General features: G+C 73.0%; 16 protein-coding genes. 6 read left to right on the plus strand and 10 right to left on the minus strand.

From position 1 onward, the window contains the following. Positions 1-230, minus strand: a 230-nt coding sequence (locus ACWC9T_RS04140) for a class I tRNA ligase family protein (protein ID WP_449819490.1), incomplete at its 3' end; no start/stop codon positions are given. A gap of 558 nt (positions 231-788) precedes the next feature. Here ACWC9T_RS04140 and ACWC9T_RS04145 point away from each other — a divergent pair. The 6 genes from ACWC9T_RS04145 (at position 789) to ACWC9T_RS04170 (ending at position 7,542) form a co-directional block, all read left to right on the plus strand. Continuing rightward, on the plus strand, positions 789-1,352 hold the full coding sequence (locus tag ACWC9T_RS04145; protein WP_449819491.1) for a TraR/DksA family transcriptional regulator: 564 nt from the start codon (positions 789-791) through the stop codon (positions 1,350-1,352). A 163-nt stretch (positions 1,353-1,515) separates the two neighbouring features. Beyond that, positions 1,516-2,184 (plus strand): signal peptidase II, encoded by a 669-nt coding sequence (gene lspA, locus ACWC9T_RS04150; protein ID WP_449819641.1) that lies wholly within the window; start codon positions 1,516-1,518, stop codon positions 2,182-2,184. A gap of 68 nt (positions 2,185-2,252) precedes the next feature. Beyond that, positions 2,253-3,191 carry an RluA family pseudouridine synthase gene (locus ACWC9T_RS04155; RefSeq protein ID WP_449819492.1) on the plus strand — a complete coding sequence of 313 codons (939 nt, stop codon included), beginning with the start codon at positions 2,253-2,255 and terminating at the stop codon, positions 3,189-3,191. Between the two features lies 1 nt (position 3,192). After that, positions 3,193-3,654 carry a GNAT family N-acetyltransferase gene (locus ACWC9T_RS04160; protein WP_449819493.1) on the plus strand — a complete coding sequence of 154 codons (462 nt, stop codon included), beginning with the start codon at positions 3,193-3,195 and terminating at the stop codon, positions 3,652-3,654. Between the two features lie 259 nt (positions 3,655-3,913). Beyond that, complete coding sequence (locus tag ACWC9T_RS04165) at positions 3,914-6,691, plus strand: alpha/beta fold hydrolase (RefSeq protein WP_449819494.1); 2,778 nt, start codon at positions 3,914-3,916, stop codon at positions 6,689-6,691. Next, positions 6,688-7,542 carry an ABC transporter permease gene (locus ACWC9T_RS04170; RefSeq protein ID WP_449819495.1) on the plus strand — a complete coding sequence of 285 codons (855 nt, stop codon included), beginning with the start codon at positions 6,688-6,690 and terminating at the stop codon, positions 7,540-7,542. Before ACWC9T_RS04165 ends, ACWC9T_RS04170 begins: the two co-directional genes overlap by 4 nt. Positions 7,543-7,572: 30 nt before the next feature. On the opposite strand, the gene ACWC9T_RS04175 is transcribed toward ACWC9T_RS04170, so the two are convergent. The 9 genes from ACWC9T_RS04175 to ACWC9T_RS04215 all read right to left on the minus strand — a co-directional run bounded on the left by ACWC9T_RS04175 (position 7,573) and on the right by ACWC9T_RS04215 (position 17,599). Next, complete coding sequence (locus tag ACWC9T_RS04175; protein ID WP_449819496.1) at positions 7,573-8,616, minus strand: MBL fold metallo-hydrolase; 1,044 nt, start codon at positions 8,614-8,616, stop codon at positions 7,573-7,575. A 132-nt stretch (positions 8,617-8,748) separates the two neighbouring features. Continuing rightward, positions 8,749-9,609, minus strand: a complete 861-nt coding sequence (locus ACWC9T_RS04180) for a DUF6282 family protein (protein WP_449819497.1) — start codon at positions 9,607-9,609, stop codon at positions 8,749-8,751. Then, a complete protein-coding gene (locus ACWC9T_RS04185; RefSeq protein ID WP_449819498.1) occupies positions 9,602-11,374 on the minus strand; it encodes an isocitrate/isopropylmalate family dehydrogenase in 1,773 nt (590 codons plus the stop codon). Before ACWC9T_RS04185 ends, ACWC9T_RS04180 begins: the two co-directional genes overlap by 8 nt. Beyond that, on the minus strand, positions 11,371-12,147 hold the full coding sequence (locus tag ACWC9T_RS04190; protein ID WP_449819499.1) for an alpha/beta fold hydrolase: 777 nt from the start codon (positions 12,145-12,147) through the stop codon (positions 11,371-11,373). Before ACWC9T_RS04190 ends, ACWC9T_RS04185 begins: the two co-directional genes overlap by 4 nt. Further along, positions 12,144-13,079 (minus strand): hypothetical protein, encoded by a 936-nt coding sequence (locus ACWC9T_RS04195; protein WP_449819500.1) that lies wholly within the window; start codon positions 13,077-13,079, stop codon positions 12,144-12,146. Before ACWC9T_RS04195 ends, ACWC9T_RS04190 begins: the two co-directional genes overlap by 4 nt. 33 nt (positions 13,080-13,112) lie before the next feature. After that, the gene (locus ACWC9T_RS04200; protein WP_449819501.1) at positions 13,113-14,543 is read right to left on the minus strand and encodes an FAD-binding protein; all 1,431 of its coding nucleotides are present in this window, start codon (positions 14,541-14,543) and stop codon (positions 13,113-13,115) included. A 92-nt stretch (positions 14,544-14,635) separates the two neighbouring features. Then, positions 14,636-15,226, minus strand: coding sequence for a YciI family protein (locus ACWC9T_RS04205; RefSeq protein ID WP_449819502.1), 591 nt, complete (start codon positions 15,224-15,226; stop codon positions 14,636-14,638). Positions 15,227-15,297: 71 nt separating this feature from the next. After that, the gene (locus ACWC9T_RS04210; RefSeq protein ID WP_449819503.1) at positions 15,298-16,287 is read right to left on the minus strand and encodes an NAD(P)H-dependent flavin oxidoreductase; all 990 of its coding nucleotides are present in this window, start codon (positions 16,285-16,287) and stop codon (positions 15,298-15,300) included. Positions 16,288-16,690: 403 nt separating this feature from the next. Then, positions 16,691-17,599: a LysR family transcriptional regulator gene (locus ACWC9T_RS04215; protein WP_449819504.1), complete on the minus strand. Its 909-nt coding sequence runs from the start codon at positions 17,597-17,599 to the stop codon at positions 16,691-16,693. Between the last annotated feature and the right edge of the window lie 228 nt (positions 17,600-17,827).

Genomic DNA, 17,827 nt, shown 5'->3' on the forward strand with positions numbered 1-17,827 from the left:
ATCGTCCGGTAGCGCGGGAAGACGTCCTTGAAGACGCGGGCCTCGATGTGGTGGGCACCGGGCATGCCGTTGGCGGTCGGCGGGCCCTCGTAGAAGACCCACTCGGGGCGGCCCTCGGACTGCTCCAGGCTGCGCTGGAAGATCTTGTTGTCCTGCCAGAAGGACAGGATCTGGTGCTCCAGCGCAGGCAGGTCCACCTGCGCGGGGACGGGGTTGTAGGTGCTGCTCATCGCGGGCGTCTACCTCCGGCGGATGCTGGGACTGAATCCTCCGGAGGGACGAGACGGCCCGGCCGCCCCGCGGTACCACCCTCCTTGGCCGCGGTACTGCGTTGCGGCCCTCTTGTTTGGGCTTGCTGCCGGGTCTAGTGGGCCGCCGCGGGTCGCGCGGTGGCCGTTCTTCCGGCGGCTCCGGGGTGATCTTCCCGTCGTGCACACCCCCGGGCTCGCACCGTCCCCGGGTCGCTGGTGGCTGCGTACGTCGGTACTCGTCCCATCTGCGCCTTGCAGGGCCAGTGTATCGGCCGGGCAAGTCGGTTTGTCCAAATCGTTTCCGCTGGGGTGGTCGCGGGGCGCGGAAGGGCTGGTCGGCAGGGGTGGTTAGGCGGGGGTGAGGTGGGCACAAGTCTGTCAGCGCGCGGGCGTGGCAGCTGGGGCGGCTGCCTGGGTGGGATCAGCGCGAGGCGCCGGTATGTCATGTTGTGACCGGTTTTGATCGGGATTATCGTTCCGGCACTGGAAGCCGCCGGGAACCGGCGGCTCGATTCGTTCGTAGATGGGGTCGAAGCCATGGCTGAGAAGGCAACCGGCGTGGGCACCGCCACCAAGCGGGCACGCAAGGCCGTGGCGGCCGATCCAGGGGAGGGGACCGTGACCACTACCGCACCTCAGAGCAGCACCGACACCGACACCGACACCGACACCGTCACCGCGCCGCGCGGGGCCGAGTCCGTCGATCCGGCCACGCTGCCGGTCCGGCCCGGTGAGGACCCGTGGACCTCGGAGGAGGTCCACGAGCTGCACGACGAGCTGATCAGCGACCTGGAGCGGCTGCGCGGCGAGATCGACGCCGCCGACGCCGCCATCGCCGGCCTGATGCGCGACTCCAACGACGGAGCCGGCGACGACCAGGTGGACGCCGGCACGAAGAACATCTCGCGGGAGAGCGAGCTGGCGCTCGCCAACAACGCGCGGGACAGCCTCGCCCAGACGGAGCGCGCCCTGGAGCGACTGGAGGGTGTCGGCTTCGGCATCTGCGAGTCCTGCGGACAGGCCATCGGCAAGGCCCGGATGCAGGCCTTCCCCCGGGCCACGCTCTGCGTCCAGTGCAAGGCCAAGCAGGAACGCCGCTGAACCGGGCCACCAGAGCGACGTCGGGGGTCGGGCTTGCCGTACGCTCGACCCCGTAACGTCGCCTGACACGTCCGTAGCGGTTCCTCGACGGATTCCAGGGCGGCATCGGCCCAACACCCTCCCCCGCCTCCTGCCCGGGGGAGCTCCATCGGCAGCGGAGCGGATCATCAGTACGCAAGGTTCCCCCCAGACCCGGGACGACGCCGTCCCGAACCCCGCCGATGCCGTGGAGGTGGCCGTGGCCGATCCCACCGAGCCCGCGGAGGCGGCTTCGACCGACGGCGACGCGACTTCCGGGGGCGGGGCCACGGGGGTGGAGAAGCCCAAGGGGCCGCGGCGGGTCGGCGTGCTGCTGGTCGTCGCGGTGCTCGCCTTCCTGATCGATCTGGGCAGCAAGCTGCTGGTCGTCGCCAAGCTGGAGAACCACGCGGCGATCAAGGTGATCGGCGAGGTCGTCACCTTCCAGGTGATCCGCAACTCCGGTGCCGCCTTCGGCATGGGGCAGGCGCTGACCGTCGTCTTCACGATGATCGCCTCGGCCGTCATCGTGGTCATCTGGCGGATCGCCCGCAGGCTGTACAGCCTGCCGTGGGCGATCGCGCTCGGACTGCTGCTCGGTGGGGCGCTCGGCAACCTCACCGACCGGCTGTTCCGCGCGCCGGGCGTCTTCCGCGGGCACGTCGTGGACTTCGTCTCGGTCCAGCACTTCGCGGTGTTCAACCTCGCCGATTCGGCGATCGTCTGCGGCGGGGTCCTGGTGGTGCTCCTCTCCTTCCGGGGCAGCAACCCGGACGGGACCGTGCACCAGCAGACGGAGAAGGGCGACAAGTAGGGCACTGCGCCACCGGGCGGGACCGCCGGCGGGAGGGGCGGGGCCGCCTTTCCGGCATACTCGTACGGGTGAGTACCGCAGCGCAGATCCGAAGCCTCCCCGTACCCGACGGCCTGGAGGGTGAGCGCCTCGACGCCGCCCTCGCCCGGATGTTCGGCTTCTCCCGGACCAAGGCCGCCGAGTTGGCCGCCGAGGGCAAGGTGACGCTCGACGGCACCGTGGCCGGCAAGTCGGACCGGGTGACCGCCGGTTCCTGGCTGGAGGTCGAGATTCCCGCCCCCGCCGCCCCGGTGCAGATCGTGGCGGAGCCGGTCGACGGCATGCGGATCGTCCACGACGACGAGGACATCGTGCTGGTCGACAAGCCGGTCGGCGTCGCCGCGCACCCGAGCCCCGGCTGGACCGGCCCCACCGTGATCGGCGGGCTCGCCGCCGCCGGCTACCGGATCTCGACGTCCGGTGCCGCCGAGCGGCAGGGCATCGTGCACCGGCTGGACGTCGGCACCTCGGGGCTGATGGTCGTCGCCAAGTCCGAGCGGGCGTACACCGACCTCAAGCGGCAGTTCCACGACCGGATCACCGAGAAGCGGTACCACACGCTGGTCCAGGGACACCCGGACCCGATGAGCGGCACCGTGGACGCGCCGATCGGGCGGCACCCCAGCTCGGACTGGAAGTGGGCGGTCACCCGTGACGGCAAGGCGTCGATCACCCACTACGACCTGATCGAGGCGTACCGGGCGGCCTCGCTGCTGGCCATCAAGCTGGAGACCGGCCGCACCCACCAGATCCGCGTCCACATGTCCGCGCTGCGCCACCCCTGCGTCGGCGACCTGACGTACGGCGCCGACCCGACGCTGGCCAAGCGGCTCGGGCTGACCCGGCAGTGGCTGCACGCGGTCTCGCTCGGCTTCGAGCACCCGGCGGACGGGCAGTGGGTCGAGTTCAGTAGCGAGTACCCGGCGGACCTGAAGAAGGCCCTGGACATCATCGCGGCGGAGAGCTGACATGCCGGTCTCGATCCGGGTCGCCGAGGGCGAGGCGGACCTCACGCTGGTCCGGGACGTCCGGCGTGAGGTGTTCGTCGTCGAGCAGAACGTGCCGGAGGAGCTGGAGTACGACGAGTACGACCGGACCTCGGTGCACCTGCTGGCCGTCGCGGCCGACGGGGCCGCGCTCGGGACCGGGCGGCTGATCTTCGGGAAGCAGGCGCTGGAGCTGACCGGGGGTGTCGGGGGTCGGGTGCTGCTCGGGCGGCTCGCGGTCGTCGCCGCTGCCCGGGGGACCGGACTCGGGGCCGAGCTGGTCCGGGCGATCGAGGCGGCGGGGCTTGAACGCGGAGCCGTCGAGGTCGAGCTGCACGCACAGGTGCAGGCGCTCGGGTTCTACGAGCGGCTGGGGTACGTGGCGGAGGGGCCGGTGTACGACGATGCCGGGATACCGCACCGGACGATGGCTCGGGCTCTGTAGCGGCCGGGAGGCATCTGAAGGCCGTGGCCTTCAAGGCCGTGGCCTTCCGCTTCGCGCAGTTCCCCGCGCCCCTTCCGGGGCGCGGGGAACCTCTGTTCCGGGGAGAGGCCGGGGGCCGGGGGCAGAACACGGGGGACCTTCTCGGCGTGGGGAGAGCCGGGTGAGCCGTGCGGTACCGGCGATTAGCGGGGTGAACCGGACGAAAAGGGGTGGTGGCTTTATCGGACGCCTACCCGGGCGGCGGATACGATCAGCCCCCATGGAGTTCGGTGGGGCGTGGCGTCGCTGGCGCGGACGCGACATGTCGGTGCGGCGCAAGGTGCTGGCCGGGGCGGTGGCCCTGGTGGCGGTCACCGGGGTCGGTACGGCGGCGGTGGCGTCCGGCGGCGGGCAGGTGGTCCACCAGGAGGATCGTTTCCTCAGCATGCCGGAGACGCCCGGCAGCGCCCAGCAGGTCCGACTGGACACCTCGTTCTTCACCACCGGCACCACCCCGCGGCCGGCGGTCCTGCTCGCGCACGGCTTCGGCGGCTCAAAGGACGGCGAGCGGGAGCGCGCCCAGCAGCTGGCCCGGCAGGGCTACGCGGTGCTGACCTGGTCGGCGCGCGGCTTCGGGCACTCGGGCGGGAAGATCGGCCTGAACGCGCCGGACCGCGAGGTCGAGGACGTCAAGCACCTGGTGGACTGGCTGGCCCAGCGGCCCGAGGTGCAGCTCGACGGGCCCGGCGACCCCCGGGTTGGCATCACCGGCGCCTCGTACGGCGGGGCGATCTCGCTGCTGGCCTCCGGGTACGACCACCGGATCGACGCGGTGGCCACCCAGATCACCTGGTGGAACCTGGCCGACGCGCTGTTCCCGCAGGGCGTGCAGGGCTCGGGCGCGGCGGACGGCGTGTTCAAGAAGCTGTGGGCCGGGATCTTCTTCACCACCGGCTCGGCGGGGGACCTCGGGCCCTCGGGCGGGGCGCCGCGCGGCGGGGCCGGGCCCAAACCGGAGGCGGACGGGCAGGTGGGCTGCGGCCGGTTCCTGGATTCGCTCTGCCAGATGTACGACCGGGTCGCCACCGCAGGGCACGCCGATCCGGAGGCCGTCGCGCTGCTGGAGGAGTCCAGCCCGTCCTCGGTGGCGGCGCGGCTCAAGGCGCCCACCCTGGTGGTGCAGGGGCAGCAGGACTCGCTGTTCCCGCTGGACCAGGGCGACCAGATCGCCCGGGCGGTGGCGGCCAACGGCGCGCCGGTCGCGGTGGACTGGTTCGCGGGCGGGCACGACGGCGGGACGGACACCAGCGCGCGGGTGGACGACCGGGTGACCGCCTGGTTCGACCACTACCTGCGGGGGCACGGCAACGACACCGGGCCGGCCTTCCGGGTGACCCGGACCGGCGGCGTGGACTCCACCGGCTTCCAGGCCGTGCTGCGCGGCGCCTCCGCGGACCGCTACCCGGGGCTGGCCGGGACGGGCACCCGCTCGATCGAGCTGGCGAGCGGGGAGAAGCCGGTCGCCAACCCGCCCGGCGGGGCACCGCCGGGGATCTCGACGCTGCCGGGGATCGGCGCGCTGAGCCAGGCGGCCTCGCTCGGGGCAGGGCTGTCGCTGGACTTCCCGGGTCAGAACGCCGCCTTCGACTCGGCGCCGCTGGACACGCCGCTGCACCTGACCGGGCAGCCGACCGTGCCGGTGAAGGTGACGGCGGACCGGCCGGACGCGGTGCTGTTCGCGAAGCTGTACGACGTCGGGCCGGACGGCAAGTCGGTGCTGCCGCAGCAGCTCGCGGCCCCGCTGCGGGTGACCGGCGCCGACGCGGGCCGGACCGTGACCGTCCAGCTGCCGACCGTGGACCACACCTTCCCGACCGGGCACCGGGTGCGGCTGGTGCTGGCGTCCACCGACCTGGCGTACGCCTCTCCGGCCGAGCCGGCCACCTACCGGGTCGCGCCGGCCGGGGCGCTCACCGTGCCGACCGACGAGGAGCTGGTCACCGAGGCGGCGCCGCTGCCCGCGCGGACCTGGCTGCTGCCGCTGGCGGCCGTGGTGGTGGCCGCCGCCCTGGTGCTGGTGCCGGTGGTGCGGCGGCGGCGCTCGGCGGCCGCCGGGCCGGGCTTCGACCCGGAGCTGGCCGGGGTGCCGCTGCAGATCAGCGGACTGAGCAAGCGCTACAAGGGCGCGCAGGACCGGTACGCCGTGCGGGACCTGGGCTTCCGGGTGGAGCAGGGCCAGGTGCTCGGCCTGCTCGGGCCGAACGGCGCGGGCAAGACCACCACGCTGCGGATGCTGATGGGCCTGATCCGGCCGGACGCCGGGGAGATCCGGATCTTCGGACACCTGGTGCGGCCGGGGGCACCGGTGCTCTCGCGGGTCGGGGCCTTCGTCGAGGGCGCGGGCTTCCTGCCGCACCTGACCGGACGGGCCAACCTGCGGCTGTACTGGCAGGCCACCGGGCGGCCGGAGGAGGACGCGCGCTTCGACGAGGCGCTGGCGATCGCCGGGCTCGGCGAGGCGCTGGACCGGGCGGTGCGCACCTACTCGCAGGGCATGCGGCAGCGCCTGGCCATCGCGCAGGCGATGCTCGGGATGCCGGACCTGCTGATCCTGGACGAGCCGACCAACGGGCTGGACCCGCCGCAGATCCGCGAGATGCGCGAGGTGATGATCCGGTACGCGGCCGGCGGGCGGACCGTCATCGTCTCCAGCCACCTGCTGGCCGAGGTCGAGCAGAGCTGTAGCGACCTGGTGGTCATGGACCGCGGGCGGCTGGTGACGGCCGGGCCGGTCGGGGAGATCGTCGGCGCCGGCGAGCTGCTGATGATCGGGGTCGCCGACTCCTGCGACCCGGAGTCGGTGGTCGCCAAGGTCGGCGCGCTGGCCGGGGTCGGCTCGGCGGAGGCCGTCGACGACGGGCTACTGGTCCGGCTGGACGGGCTCGCGGCGAGCGAGCTGCTGGCGGAGCTGGTGCGGCTGGGGGTACCGGTGGAGAGCGCCGGGCCGCAGCGGCGGTTGGAGGACGCGTTCCTGTCGTTGATCGGAGGTGCGGCGTGAGCGCCGTCTCGACGGACCATGCCGAGGGGTACCGGGCGGGCCGGACCCTGCCGCTGCGGGTGGAGGCGATGCGGCAGCTGCGCCGGCGCCGCACGCTGGTGATCGGTGGGGTGCTGGCGGCGATGCCGTTCGTCATCCTGGCCGCGTTCCAGATCGGCGGCACCCCGGGGCGTCCGGACCGGACCACCTTCATCGAGCTGGCCACCGCCTCCGGCGCCAACTTCGCCGTCACCATGCTGTTCGTGGGCACCGGCTTCATGCTGGTGATCCCGGTCGCGCTGTTCTGCGGGGACACGGTGGCCTCGGAGGCCAGCTGGTCCTCGCTGCGCTACCTGCTGGCCGCGCCGGTGCCGAGGGCCCGGCTGCTGGCCCGCAAGTTCGCGGTCGGGCTGGCGTTCTCGGCGGTGGCGGTGGTGATGCTGCCCGCGATCGGGCTGGTGGTCGGCACCGCCGCGTACGGCTGGGGGGACCTGAAGCTGCCCGCCGGGGCCAGCCTGCCGGCCGGGCAGGCGCTGCCCCGGCTCGCGCTCGCGGTGGCCTTCGTGTTCCTGAGCGAGCTGGTGATCGCCGCGCTGGCCTTCTGGCTGTCGACGGCGACGGACGCGCCGCTGGGGGCGGTCGGCGGGGCGGTGTTCGTCTCGATCATCACCGGGGTGCTGGACGCGGTCACCGCGCTGGGCGATCTGCGGGAGTGGCTGCCGGCGCACTGGCAGTACGCGTGGGCGGACGCCCTGCAGCCGCAGCTGGAGTGGGGCGGCATGCTGCAGGGCGTCTCGCTGTCGCTCTCGTACGCGGTGGTGCTGTTGGCGCTGGCCTTCCGGGGGTTCGCGCGCAAGGACGTGGTGTCGTAGCCCCCTTCTTGTGAATCAGGGCAGTGTGGATCAGGGCAGCTGGATCGGGGCGGGCAGCAGGGCGCGGGCGGGCACCGGGTGCCAGCGGCCGTCCTCGCCGACCCGACCGAAGGCCTGGTCGCCGAAGTGAAACCCGAAGCCGTAGGTGCGCGGCTTGCGCAGCTCGGCCAGCAGGGTCCGGCGGGCCTTCAGCACCTTGTCGACGTTGGTGTCCGGTCCGGACGGCCACTCGGGGTGGGCCACCTGGGCCGGGGTGTGGAAGGCGTCGCCGAACACCAGGATCCGCCGCCCGTCGCCGGCCGAGATGACGAAGGTGGTGTGGCCCGGGCTGTGGCCGGGGGTGATCAGGGCTCTGACGCCGGGCCACGCCTGCGCGCCGTCGTCGAAGCGGCGCAGCACCTTCGACATCGGGAGCATGAAGCCGTCCCAGGACGGCGCCCCGACCTTGACCTGGTGCTCCCAGAACGGCTCCCACTCGGCCCCGGCCACCAGGTAGCCGGCGCGCGGGAACGCCTTGCGCGGCGCCCGCCCCGGCGCGGTGAGGAAGCCCATGCCGGTGTGGTCGGTGTGCAGGTGGGTGAAGGCCACGGTGTCGATGGTCTCCGGTGCTACCCGCAGCCCCCGGAGGGTGCGCAGCAACGCTCCGCCGCGGGAGACGCCGAGCGAGGGCGGGAGCACGTTGGCACCGAGGCCCACGTCGATCAGCAGCCGGCGGTGGCCCCGCTCGACCAGGACGCCGCCCGCCGAGGCGGCGATCCGGCCGGAGGGCGCGACCTCCTCGGGGTGCTCCGCCCAGTAGGAGGAGGGGACGGCGGGCAGGAATCCGGTGCGGTCCAACTCCATGGCGGCGTCGACGACATAGGTGAGCCGGACGTCGCCCAGGGTGAAGGTGCGGACGGCGGACTGGTCGCCGAGCGAGCCGATCCGGGGGCGCGCGGGCTGGGCTCCCTCCCGGGCCTCGGCCGGGGGGAGTCCGCCGGCGAGCGGGACGGCCAGGGCGGCGCCGGCGACGACGGCGGTGCGCAGCACGCGGCGCCGGGAGGGGGCGCCCTGGTGTTCGGGTGGCTCTGTCATGGCTGGGCCTTCTTGTGTGGGAGGGGCTTCGTGGGGTGGCTTCGCGGGGGCTTCGTGGGGGTGGGCGTCAGCCGGTGTTGCGCCCGTTGAACGGGGAACCCGCCTCGGCGACCTGCGACCCACGGGAGGATGTCAAGGCGTCAGCAGGTTCACCGGGTTGGCCCAGGTGATGGCCCTGATCTCCCGGTTCGTCAGGCCGGCGGCCCGGAACCACTGCGCGCTCAGGTCCAGCCATTCCTTCACGTCCGGCTGGTCGGGCTGTCCGAGGTCGGAGCTGAACAGCACCCGGGGGTGGGCATGCACCAGCTCGCTCAGGTGTCCGGCGTCACGGTGGCCCAGCAGCAGGGTCAGCGCGGTGATCTCGACGTACAGGCCGGGCACTTGGGACAGGTCGGTCAGGTTGTCGGGGGTGAAGCCCGACATGGGGTGGGTGGCGTGGGTGAGGAGCAGGCGCGGCAGGTCGAGCCGGACCGCCTCGTCCACGATGCGCAGCGCCGCCTCCCGGTCGCTGTGCCCGGTGGCCATCGCGACCGGCAGGTCGCGGGCCGCCCGGAGCACCTCGCGCACGTCCCGGCGCAGCCGGCCGTCGTCGTCGAGGACCGGGTGGGTCCGCCATCGTTCGGGGTCGAGCAGGGGGTGGAACGGGGTGCGGCGCAGCGGCGAGCAGTGGGTGTGGCCGACCAGGGTGGGCAGGTGGACGACCAGGCGGGCCGGGCTGTCCGGGCCGTGGGCGTAGACCGCCTGCTCCACGGCCCGGGGCCGGACGCCGCCAGCCAGTTCGTTGAGGACGAGGGTGCCGGAGACCGGTAGCCCCTCCTGGCGGGCCTCCCAGGCGCGGGCCGCGGTGGAGCTGAGGTGGCTCTTGAGCACCACCCAGCCGCCGACGTCCTGGTAGGCCCGGCCCGCGCCGAGGGAGGTGAGGCGGCGGCGGTAGAGGTCGGGGCCGGCGTGGTAGTGGAGGTCCACCACCACGCTCCCCGCCGGGTCACGCATGGGACTGCTGGGCGCCGACGTCGTCCCAGGGCTTGGCGTAGCCGTACCGGCGGCGGGCCTCGTCGAGCCGCAGGCCGGCGTCGACGGCCTCGGCGATGGCGCTCTCGGTCCGCTCCACCCGCTCGGCCCGGTCGGCGACCTCGGCGGCGCGCTCGGCGGGGACCACCAGGGCTCCGTTGTCGTCGGCGACCACGATGTCGCCGGGCCGTACGGTGACCTCGCCGATGACGACGTCCCGGCCGGTGGCGGCGAGCTCCACCCGGTTCTTGCCGCTGACCATGGTGGCGCCGGTGCTGAACAGCGGGTAGCCGGCGGCGCGGATCTCGGCGATGTCGCGGGCCGAGCCGTGCAGGGCGGTGCCGCGCACGCCGCGGCGCTGGGCGAGCTTGGTCAGCAGCGAGCCCCAGTTGGTGCAGCTGGTGCTGCCGGCGTTGTCGACCACCACGAAGGAGCCTTCGGGCACGTCGTCCAGGTAGTTGGCGGCATTGTGGAAGCCCTCGGCGGCGCTGTCGACGGGCTGGTAGCTGACGGTGAAGGCGCGGCCGGCGGCGCGGGCGCCGGGCACCCGGGGGGCGATGCCGGCCAGTACGCCGCCGACGCCGAGGCTGTCGAGGGCGTCGGAGACGGAGGCGGTGTCCAGGCGGGCGAGCCGGTCCACCACGTCCTCGGGGCCGTGGTCGGCGGTGAGCTCCTCGGCCACCGCCCGGGCGACCTCGCTGGTGCCGCTGGTGCCGCCCATGTCGTACGTGAGGGTGGTGCGCTGCTTGGCGACCGCCCGGACCGCAGCCCGGAGTTCGCCGCCGGGGACGGGCAGGCCCAGGTGGTCGAGCATCTGGGCAACGGTGAGCACCATCGCCATCGGGTTGGCGCGGTTCTGCCCGGCCATGCCGGGGGCGCTGCCGTGCACCGGCTCGAAGTAGCTGCCGTGGTCGCCGATGTTGCCGCTGGGGGCGAGGCCGAGGCCGCCCATGACGCCCGCGCCGAGGTCGGAGAGGATGTCGCCGAACATGTTCTCGGCGACCAGCACGCCGAACCGCTCGGGCCGGCGCACCAGCCACAGGGCGATCGCGTCGACGTTGAGGATCTCGGTCTCGATCTCGGGGTACTCGCCGGCGATCAGCTCCAGGCGCTCGCGCAGGTGGTTGCTGCTGTGGCGCAGCACGTTGGGCTTGTCGACCAGGGTGAGCCGGTCGTAGCCGTGCGAGCGGGCGTACTCGAAGCCGTGGCGCAGCAGCCGGTCCATGCCGAACCGGGTCTGCAGGCGCAGTGTGACGCTGCTCGAATCCGGGCCGGAGGCCTGGGCGTTGGGGTGGTCGCGGACCACGTTCCAGAGCGCGTCGTCCAGGCCGTGGAAGTCGTAACCGGCGTACAGGCCCTCGGTGTTCTCGCGGATCACCGTGAAGTCGAAGCGGCCGTCGACCAGGTCGACGACCGGGCGGATGTTGGCGTACAGGCTCAGCCGCTGGCGCAGCTGGATGACCGGGGAGACGAAGGTGAGCCCGGTGCCGCGCAGTTCGGCGGGCAGCTCGGCCTCGGCCTCGCGCAGCGGCTTGCTGGTGATGGCGCCGAGCAGGCAGGTGTCGGTCTCCTCCAGGAGCTTCCAGGTCCGCTGGGGGACCGGGTTTCCCTCCTGGCGCCAGCACTCCCAGCCGATTTCGCCGAAGCGCAGGTCGAGTGGGAGGCCGAGCTTGTCCACGACGTCGAGGGCCGCGGAGGTGACTTCGGGGCCGATGCCGTCGCCGGGGAGTACCGCGACGCTCTTCATGTGCTGGGTCCCTTCTCCCGCAGGAAGGAGCCGACCAGGGCGGACACCTCTGCGATGCGTTCGAAGTGGGGGCGCATGCCGGCCCCCGGGATGACGTGCACCCGGTGGTGCGGGGCCGCCGCGGTGTGGCGGTGGCCGACCAACTGGGAGTGACCGCCGACGATCTGCAGCAGCGGGCCGGGGTGGGCCCGCACCGCGTCGGTCAGGTCGATGCCGCACAGCATCCGCATCCCGGCGGCGAGGCGGCGCCCGGCCTCCGGGTCGTGTGGTTCGGGGGTGTCGCCCCCCGGTTCGAAGCGGCGGTCGTGCGGCTGGACGCGCCGGTTGAGCAGGGCCAGGGCCTCGCCGGAGCGGCCGGCGGCGGCCAGTTCGGCGATCTCGGTGAGCCTGGCCTCAAGGACGGCGTCGCTGCGGGCGGGGCCCGAGACGAGCAGCGCCGCGGTGTCCGGGGCGAGCTCGGGGAGCAGGGCCTGGGCCACCGCCCCGCCCAGGGCGTTCCCGCAGAGCAGGTCCACCGGGCCGTACTGGGCGAGGAGTTGGCGCCAGCGGGCGGCGAGGGCGGCCAGCGAGTCGATCTGCTCGTCCCAGGCGGAGAGGGTGTCCACCACGGTCACCCGCAGGCCGGCCTCGGTCAGGGCCCGGGTGACGGGGGTGAAGAAGGCTCCGCCGTCCCAGCGGGGGGTGACCGGGGCGAGGACGAGGGCGTGTGCCGCGCCGGCGGCGGTATCCGGTCCGAAGACCGCCGCCGGCACAGGCCGTCCGGTGGTCGTCACCGGACGGTGGCGAGGGTGCGCGCGGTGGCGATGCCCTCGTGGTGGCTGCCGCCCACCAGGTCCTTGCGGTGCTCGACCGGCAGGTCGTAGCGGCCCAGGACCAGGTCCGGCAGCGGGAGGGAGGGGGTGCCCTCCGGGACGGTGGCGAGCAGCAGTTCGGCCAACTCCAGGGCGTGGCCCAGGTGGAGGCGGGCCGAGGCCTCGGCGTCGGTGCGGTCGAGGTGCGCCAGCCACTGCTCGGCGATCAGGTTGCCCGGGCCCTTGCCCATGCCCTGGATCGAGGAGTCCATCCAGGTCGCGCCGGCGGCGACCGCGCTGATCGCGTTGGACAGGGCGAGGCCCAGGTTGTTGTGGGCGTGCAGGCCGACCGGGCCGCCGGTGACCGACTTGGTCAGGGTGGTGAGGTCGGTGGTGTCCACCGGGGAGAGGCTGCCGTTGGAGTCGGCCAGGTAGACGACCTCCGCGCCGGCGTCGGTGGCGGCGGTGGACACCTCGACGATGCCGCGCCCCGACCACTGGCTTATTCGGGCGAAGTTGACGCCGACGGTGTACCCGATCTCCTTGGCCTGACGGATGTACTCCAGGCCGCGCTGGTAGCCCTTGGACGGCAGGATGATGCGGACCAGGCGCGCGCCGGCGGCGTACATCGCGGGCAGGTCCTGCTCGGTGATGTTCTTCGGGTGCAGGATCATCGCGACCCGGTCCGGGCCGATTTCCTGGGCGACGGCGGCGATGAACTCGTCGTCGCCGCGGCCGGTGAGCCCGAGGTTCGGGATCGGCACCAGCGAGCCCTTGCGGTAGGCGATCTCGACCCAGTCGAAGCCCGCCTCGACGCTGAGCTTGGCATGCTTCAGCGCGTAGTCCAGGGGGAAGTTGAAGCCGTTGCGGTAGCCGCCGTCACGGAGGGTGACGTCGATGTTGACGATGCTCACGGTTCCTCCAGGTGCAGTGGGTTGGGGGGTGGATCAGGCCTGCTGGGCGGCGGCGTGGTGCGCGGCGAGCCGGCCGAAGATCAGCGAGCGCAGGACCGAGGTCGCCGGCGGGTAGGCGTGGTAGAAGAGGCCGGTGGCCTCGCCCGCCGCGTACAGACCGGGGATGGCGGTGCCGGAGGGGGTGACGACCCGGCCGTCGAGGTCGGTGCGGACGCCGCCGTAGGTGAAGCAGATCGCGGAGGTCACCGGGACGCCGATGAACGGCGCGGTGTCCAGCGGGGTGGCCCAGTTGGACTTCTTCGGCTCGATGCCGACCGTGGCCTTGCCGTCCAGCCGGGTCGGGTCGAACTCGCCGGGGCCGACGGCCGCGTTGAACTCGGCGACGGTCTTCTCCAGTGCCTCGGCGTCGATGCCGAGCTTGCCGGCCAGCTCCTCCAGGCTGTCGGCCTGCTCCGGCGGCACGTCGCTGAGCAGCGAGGTCATGATGCCGGGGATGGCCAGCGTCTTGGCGTCGGCGATCCAGTACGCCTCCTGGTCCTGGTTCTTCCAGATCTCGTAGCCGACGTGCTCGAAGGTGTTGTCCCAGGTGTCGCGGCCCTCGTCGAAGAAGCGCTCCATCCTGCGGTTGACGAAGATGCCGGTGGCGAAGCCGTACAGGACCGAGTCGGCCTTGTCGGTGCGGGTGTCGACGGGCTCGGCGTGGATGCCGTCGAACTGGCCGGCGGTGTCGGCGCCCAGCTCCAGGGCCATCCGCAGCGCGTCGCCGCGGTTGTTGGTGATGCCGGGGGCGATCAGCGGGAGGTCGCAGGCCTTCTCGCCGACGTAGCGGGTGAGCATCTCCGGGTTGCCCTGGAAGCCGCCGCAGGCCAGCACGACGGCGCGGCCGGTGAGCCGCTGGGTGCGGCCGTCGGCGCCGCGGACCAGGACGCCGTCGACGGTGCCGTCCTCGGTGGTGGTCAGGCGCAGCGCCTCGGTCCGGTAGCGGATGTCGACGCGCGGGTCGTTCTCCAGGGCGGCGCCCAGGTGCTCGACGATCGAGGCGCCGCCGCCGCGGGGGCTGGCCGGCTTGGCCATGGACGGCTGGCCGGCGGCGAAGGTGTGCGGCAGCGGGAAGTGCTCGAAGGCGATCTCGACGCCGTGCTTCTCGACGAACTCCAGGGTCCGCTTGGTCTCGCGCTCGACGGTGCGGCAGTACTCGATGTCGGCGAGGCCGCCGGAGACCCGGCTGACGTGCTCGGCCCAGTCGGTGTCCAGCTGCTTGTCCTCGTCGATCCGCAGGAACGCGCCGGTCCAGCGGGTGGCGCCGCCGCGCTCCTGCTCGCTGGAGCGCTCCAGGATCGCGATCTTCGCCGGGGTCTCACGGCCCTCGGTGGCCTCGGCGTAGGACAGCGCGGCGGACAGGCCGGCGGCGCCGAAGCCGATGACGATGAGGTCGTACTGGGCCCGGGTGTTCGCGTCGGACATGTGCTTCTCCTCCAAGTGGGGTGGAAGGCTCGGGGTTTCCCGAGGGGTTGCCTGAGGGGTGCTCACGGGGCTCTCGTGGGACAGCGCGCGGCTCAGCGGTTGGGCGTGATCACCCGGCTGGTGCGGTAGAGCCGGAACTTGGCGCCGGTGGTGGTCTCGGCGAAGGCCTGGTAGCGGCGCATGAACTCCGGGTCCTGGAAGATCGCGTCGAACTCCGCCTGGCTCGACCAGGCCGCGAAGTTGACCATGGCGTCGCCGTCGACGCTGGTCAGCAGGCGGGAGCCGCGGAAGCCGTCGGCAGTGGCGGCGACGTGGTCGACGGCCAGGGCGAGCGCGTCCACGCTGGCGGGCGCGTCGTCGGTGGTGGCCACGTTGATCAGCAGGACGCCGTCGTCCTGGACCGGGGAGGTGATCACGCCGGGGCTCGCGTTGCGGCCCTCGAAGGAGAGCTGGGCGTACGAGGCGATGCCCAGCTTGTGCCAGGGGTCGCTCTCGATGAGCTCGCGCACCTGGATGTCGTCGAGGTCGGCGGTGATGACGACCGCGCCGCCGTCCGGCCGGGGGCCGCTGAGCAGGATGCGGCCCTGGTCGCCGTGCTCGCGCAGCCAGGCCTTGTGCTCGGCCATGTGGGCGAGGACGGTCTCACGCGGGGTCAGGTAGGTGAGGGTCAGGACGTGGATCAACGGATTCTCCGGGTCGTGTGGATGGATCAGGTGGTTGGGGCGTGTGGGGGTACGGGGGAGGGGCGGCAGGCTCAGGAGGTGGGGACGCCGAGGTGCCGGGAGAGCCCGGAGAGGATCCGCTCCGCGTCGGCCACGACGTTGTGGACGACCTGGGCGGCGGGCTGGATGTCCTGGATCTGGTCGAGGTTCTCGCCGACGAGCATGGCGCGCTGGGTGGTGTCGTCGCGGGCGACGGCGGCGTTCCACGCGGGCTCGATCTCGCCCCGGCGGGAGGCCAGTTCGGTGTCCCGGCCGGTCCAGGTGCGGGTGAAGTCGTTGACGACGGCGCGGGCGGTGTAGACCTGGTCCCACGGGATGCCGCGCACGACGTCGAAGGAGCGGGTGTTGACGGTGTCGGCGGTGCCGGCGGAGACCAGGTGGGACCTGAAGCCGGGGGAGGCCATCGACTCCTCGGTCGCGGCGAAGCGGGTGCCCATCATCACGCCGTCGGCGCCGAGCGCGAGGGCCGCCGCGAGGCCGCGGCCGTCCGCGAAGCCGCCGGCCGCGACCACCGGCACCAGACCCTGGGTGACGTCCAGGACGGCCGGGATCAGGGGCAGGGTGGCGCGGGACGCGTGGTGGCCGCCGGCCTCGGCGCCCTGGGCGACGATCACATGGGCGCCGGCCCGCAGGGCGACGGCGGCCTGGGCGGGGTCGTGCACCTGGACGACGACCTTGGAGCCGGCCTCGGTCGCGGAGGCCACGTACTTCTGTACCTGGGTGGCGCTGCCGAAGGAGAGCTCCACGACCGGCGGGGCGTAGCCGAGCACCTTGTCCCACAGGCCGGGCCGCTCGTCGAAGGTGAACATGACGCACCCGACGCCCCAGACGCCGCCGGTCTCGGCGGCCTGCGGCAGGTGCTCGTCGATGAACGCCGCGTCGCCGTAGCTGACGCCGACGAGGCCGAGACCGCCCGCCGCCGTCACGGCGCCGGCGAGTCGTCCGCCGGTCACGCCGCCCATCGGGGCGCAGACGACCGGGTGGTCGATGCCGAGCAGTTCCGTCAGCTTGGTCGAGATCACGATGCTCCCTTGGTCCGGTTCGATGGCATGGCACGGCCCGGCGGGCCGAGGAGGACGGGTGGCGCGGCGAATTCGACGTTGAATTCCGCGCGGCGGGGCGGGGTATTCCACGGATCGGAACCGTTTCGGAAGGGGGCCCGCGTTGCGCTGAGCTGCTTTGTGCTGAGCTGGGCTGGTCGAGCCGTGTTGCCCGGTGCTGCGCTCTGGTGAAGACATTAGCCGTGGGATTCGAACGGCGTCCAAGACGTAAACCGTGTGACCGCCATAAGCCAGTGCTATATCGGCTGGACACCGGGGGGCACGGAAACGCGAAAGGCGTGTGATCCGGGCGGGGGAGACCCGGATCACACGCCGGCCAGGGGCCGGTTCGAACACGGTGTGCGCGCCCGAACCGGCAGGGGGATTACTCGGCGAGGAACAGCCAGCCGCGCTCGGCGGCCACCTCCTGCAGGACGTGGGCGGTGTGGCTGCCCCGCACCGCGGTGACGGCGAGGCGCTCGCGCGGCGGTCTGGGGGCCGGCAGCGGCCGCCATACCAGGTGGGGCTCCCGCTCCACGGCGCGCCGCGGACGCAGGGCCACCAGGTCCGGGGTGGTCCGCAGCGCGTGCAGGAACAGGGCCGGCTGGTCCTGGTCGGCCGGGTGCAGCACGGTGTTCCAGCCGAGTCGGGCCAGGTGCGCGGGTACGGACTCGGCGAACCCGGGCGCGCAGCCCTCGTCGTACCAGAGCAGACGCTGCCGGTTGAGGTCCCGCAGGGTCAGTTCCGGCCGGGCGGCGAGCGGGTGCTCGCGCGCCATCACGACGCCGAGCGGCTCGTCCCGGACCACGGCGCAGACCACGTGCGGCACCGGGATCGGCAGGCGCACGATGCCGAAGGCGATCTCGCCGTGCCGCAGCAGCTCGCCCTGGTCGGCCGCGTCCACCGAGCGCATCCGCAGCTTCGCGCCGGGCTGGTGGGCGGTCTGGTGGCCGTTGTGGGTGCGGCGTCCGGACAGGCCGTGCTGCACCTCGATCAGGACCTCGGCCGGCACCCCGCCGCACACCCCGACGGGCCACACCTGCGGCGCGGGGGCGACGGCGGCGATGGCCGAGCGGAGCTGGCCGGGAATTCCCTGGATTTCCCGGAGGAATGCCCGGCCGCCGGTCGTGAGTTCAACGCCGCGGGAACTTCGGATGAACAGTGCGGCGCCGATTCTCTGTTCCAGTCGTCGAATTTGCTGGCTGAGGCTCGGCTGGGAGATCCGGAGTTCCTGGGCGGCGGCCGAGACGGTTCCGGCGCGGACCACGGTCAGGAAATACCGGAGGTGTCGCATGTCGAAATCGTCGACTTCCCTTGCGTCGGTCATCGCGCGGAGCAGGACGTCATCGGCCGGATCCGGTCCGGGTGCGTCGAGGTCCGCGCGTGTCGAGGCACGTTGGCCCGTCCACTCGTCCAGCACGCTCATCCGCTTCCTCCAAAGGGTCGTCCCGAGCGGTGTCGTCCCTGCCCCGCGCAGGGGTTGTGCTTCGAGCGGGCCCCGCGCGCGTCGGGGCCGCTGGTG

It is taken from the genome of Kitasatospora sp. NPDC001159 (assembly GCF_053598235.1).

What these genes read in the sequence shown, in the direction of transcription:
- ACWC9T_RS04145 (WP_449819491.1), top strand. Translation starts at nt 789, where the DNA reads ATGGCTGAGAAGGCAACCGGCGTGGGCACCGCCACCAAGCGGGCACGC.
- ACWC9T_RS04160 (WP_449819493.1), top strand. Translation starts at nt 3,193, where the DNA reads ATGCCGGTCTCGATCCGGGTCGCCGAGGGCGAGGCGGACCTCACGCTG.
- ACWC9T_RS04165 (WP_449819494.1), top strand. Translation starts at nt 3,914, where the DNA reads ATGGAGTTCGGTGGGGCGTGGCGTCGCTGGCGCGGACGCGACATGTCG.
- ACWC9T_RS04175 (WP_449819496.1), bottom strand. Translation starts at nt 8,616, where the DNA reads ATGACAGAGCCACCCGAACACCAGGGCGCCCCCTCCCGGCGCCGCGTG.
- ACWC9T_RS04180 (WP_449819497.1), bottom strand. Translation starts at nt 9,609, where the DNA reads ATGCGTGACCCGGCGGGGAGCGTGGTGGTGGACCTCCACTACCACGCC.
- ACWC9T_RS04185 (WP_449819498.1), bottom strand. Translation starts at nt 11,374, where the DNA reads ATGAAGAGCGTCGCGGTACTCCCCGGCGACGGCATCGGCCCCGAAGTC.
- ACWC9T_RS04200 (WP_449819501.1), bottom strand. Translation starts at nt 14,543, where the DNA reads ATGTCCGACGCGAACACCCGGGCCCAGTACGACCTCATCGTCATCGGC.
- ACWC9T_RS04215 (WP_449819504.1), bottom strand. Translation starts at nt 17,599, where the DNA reads ATGCGACACCTCCGGTATTTCCTGACCGTGGTCCGCGCCGGAACCGTC.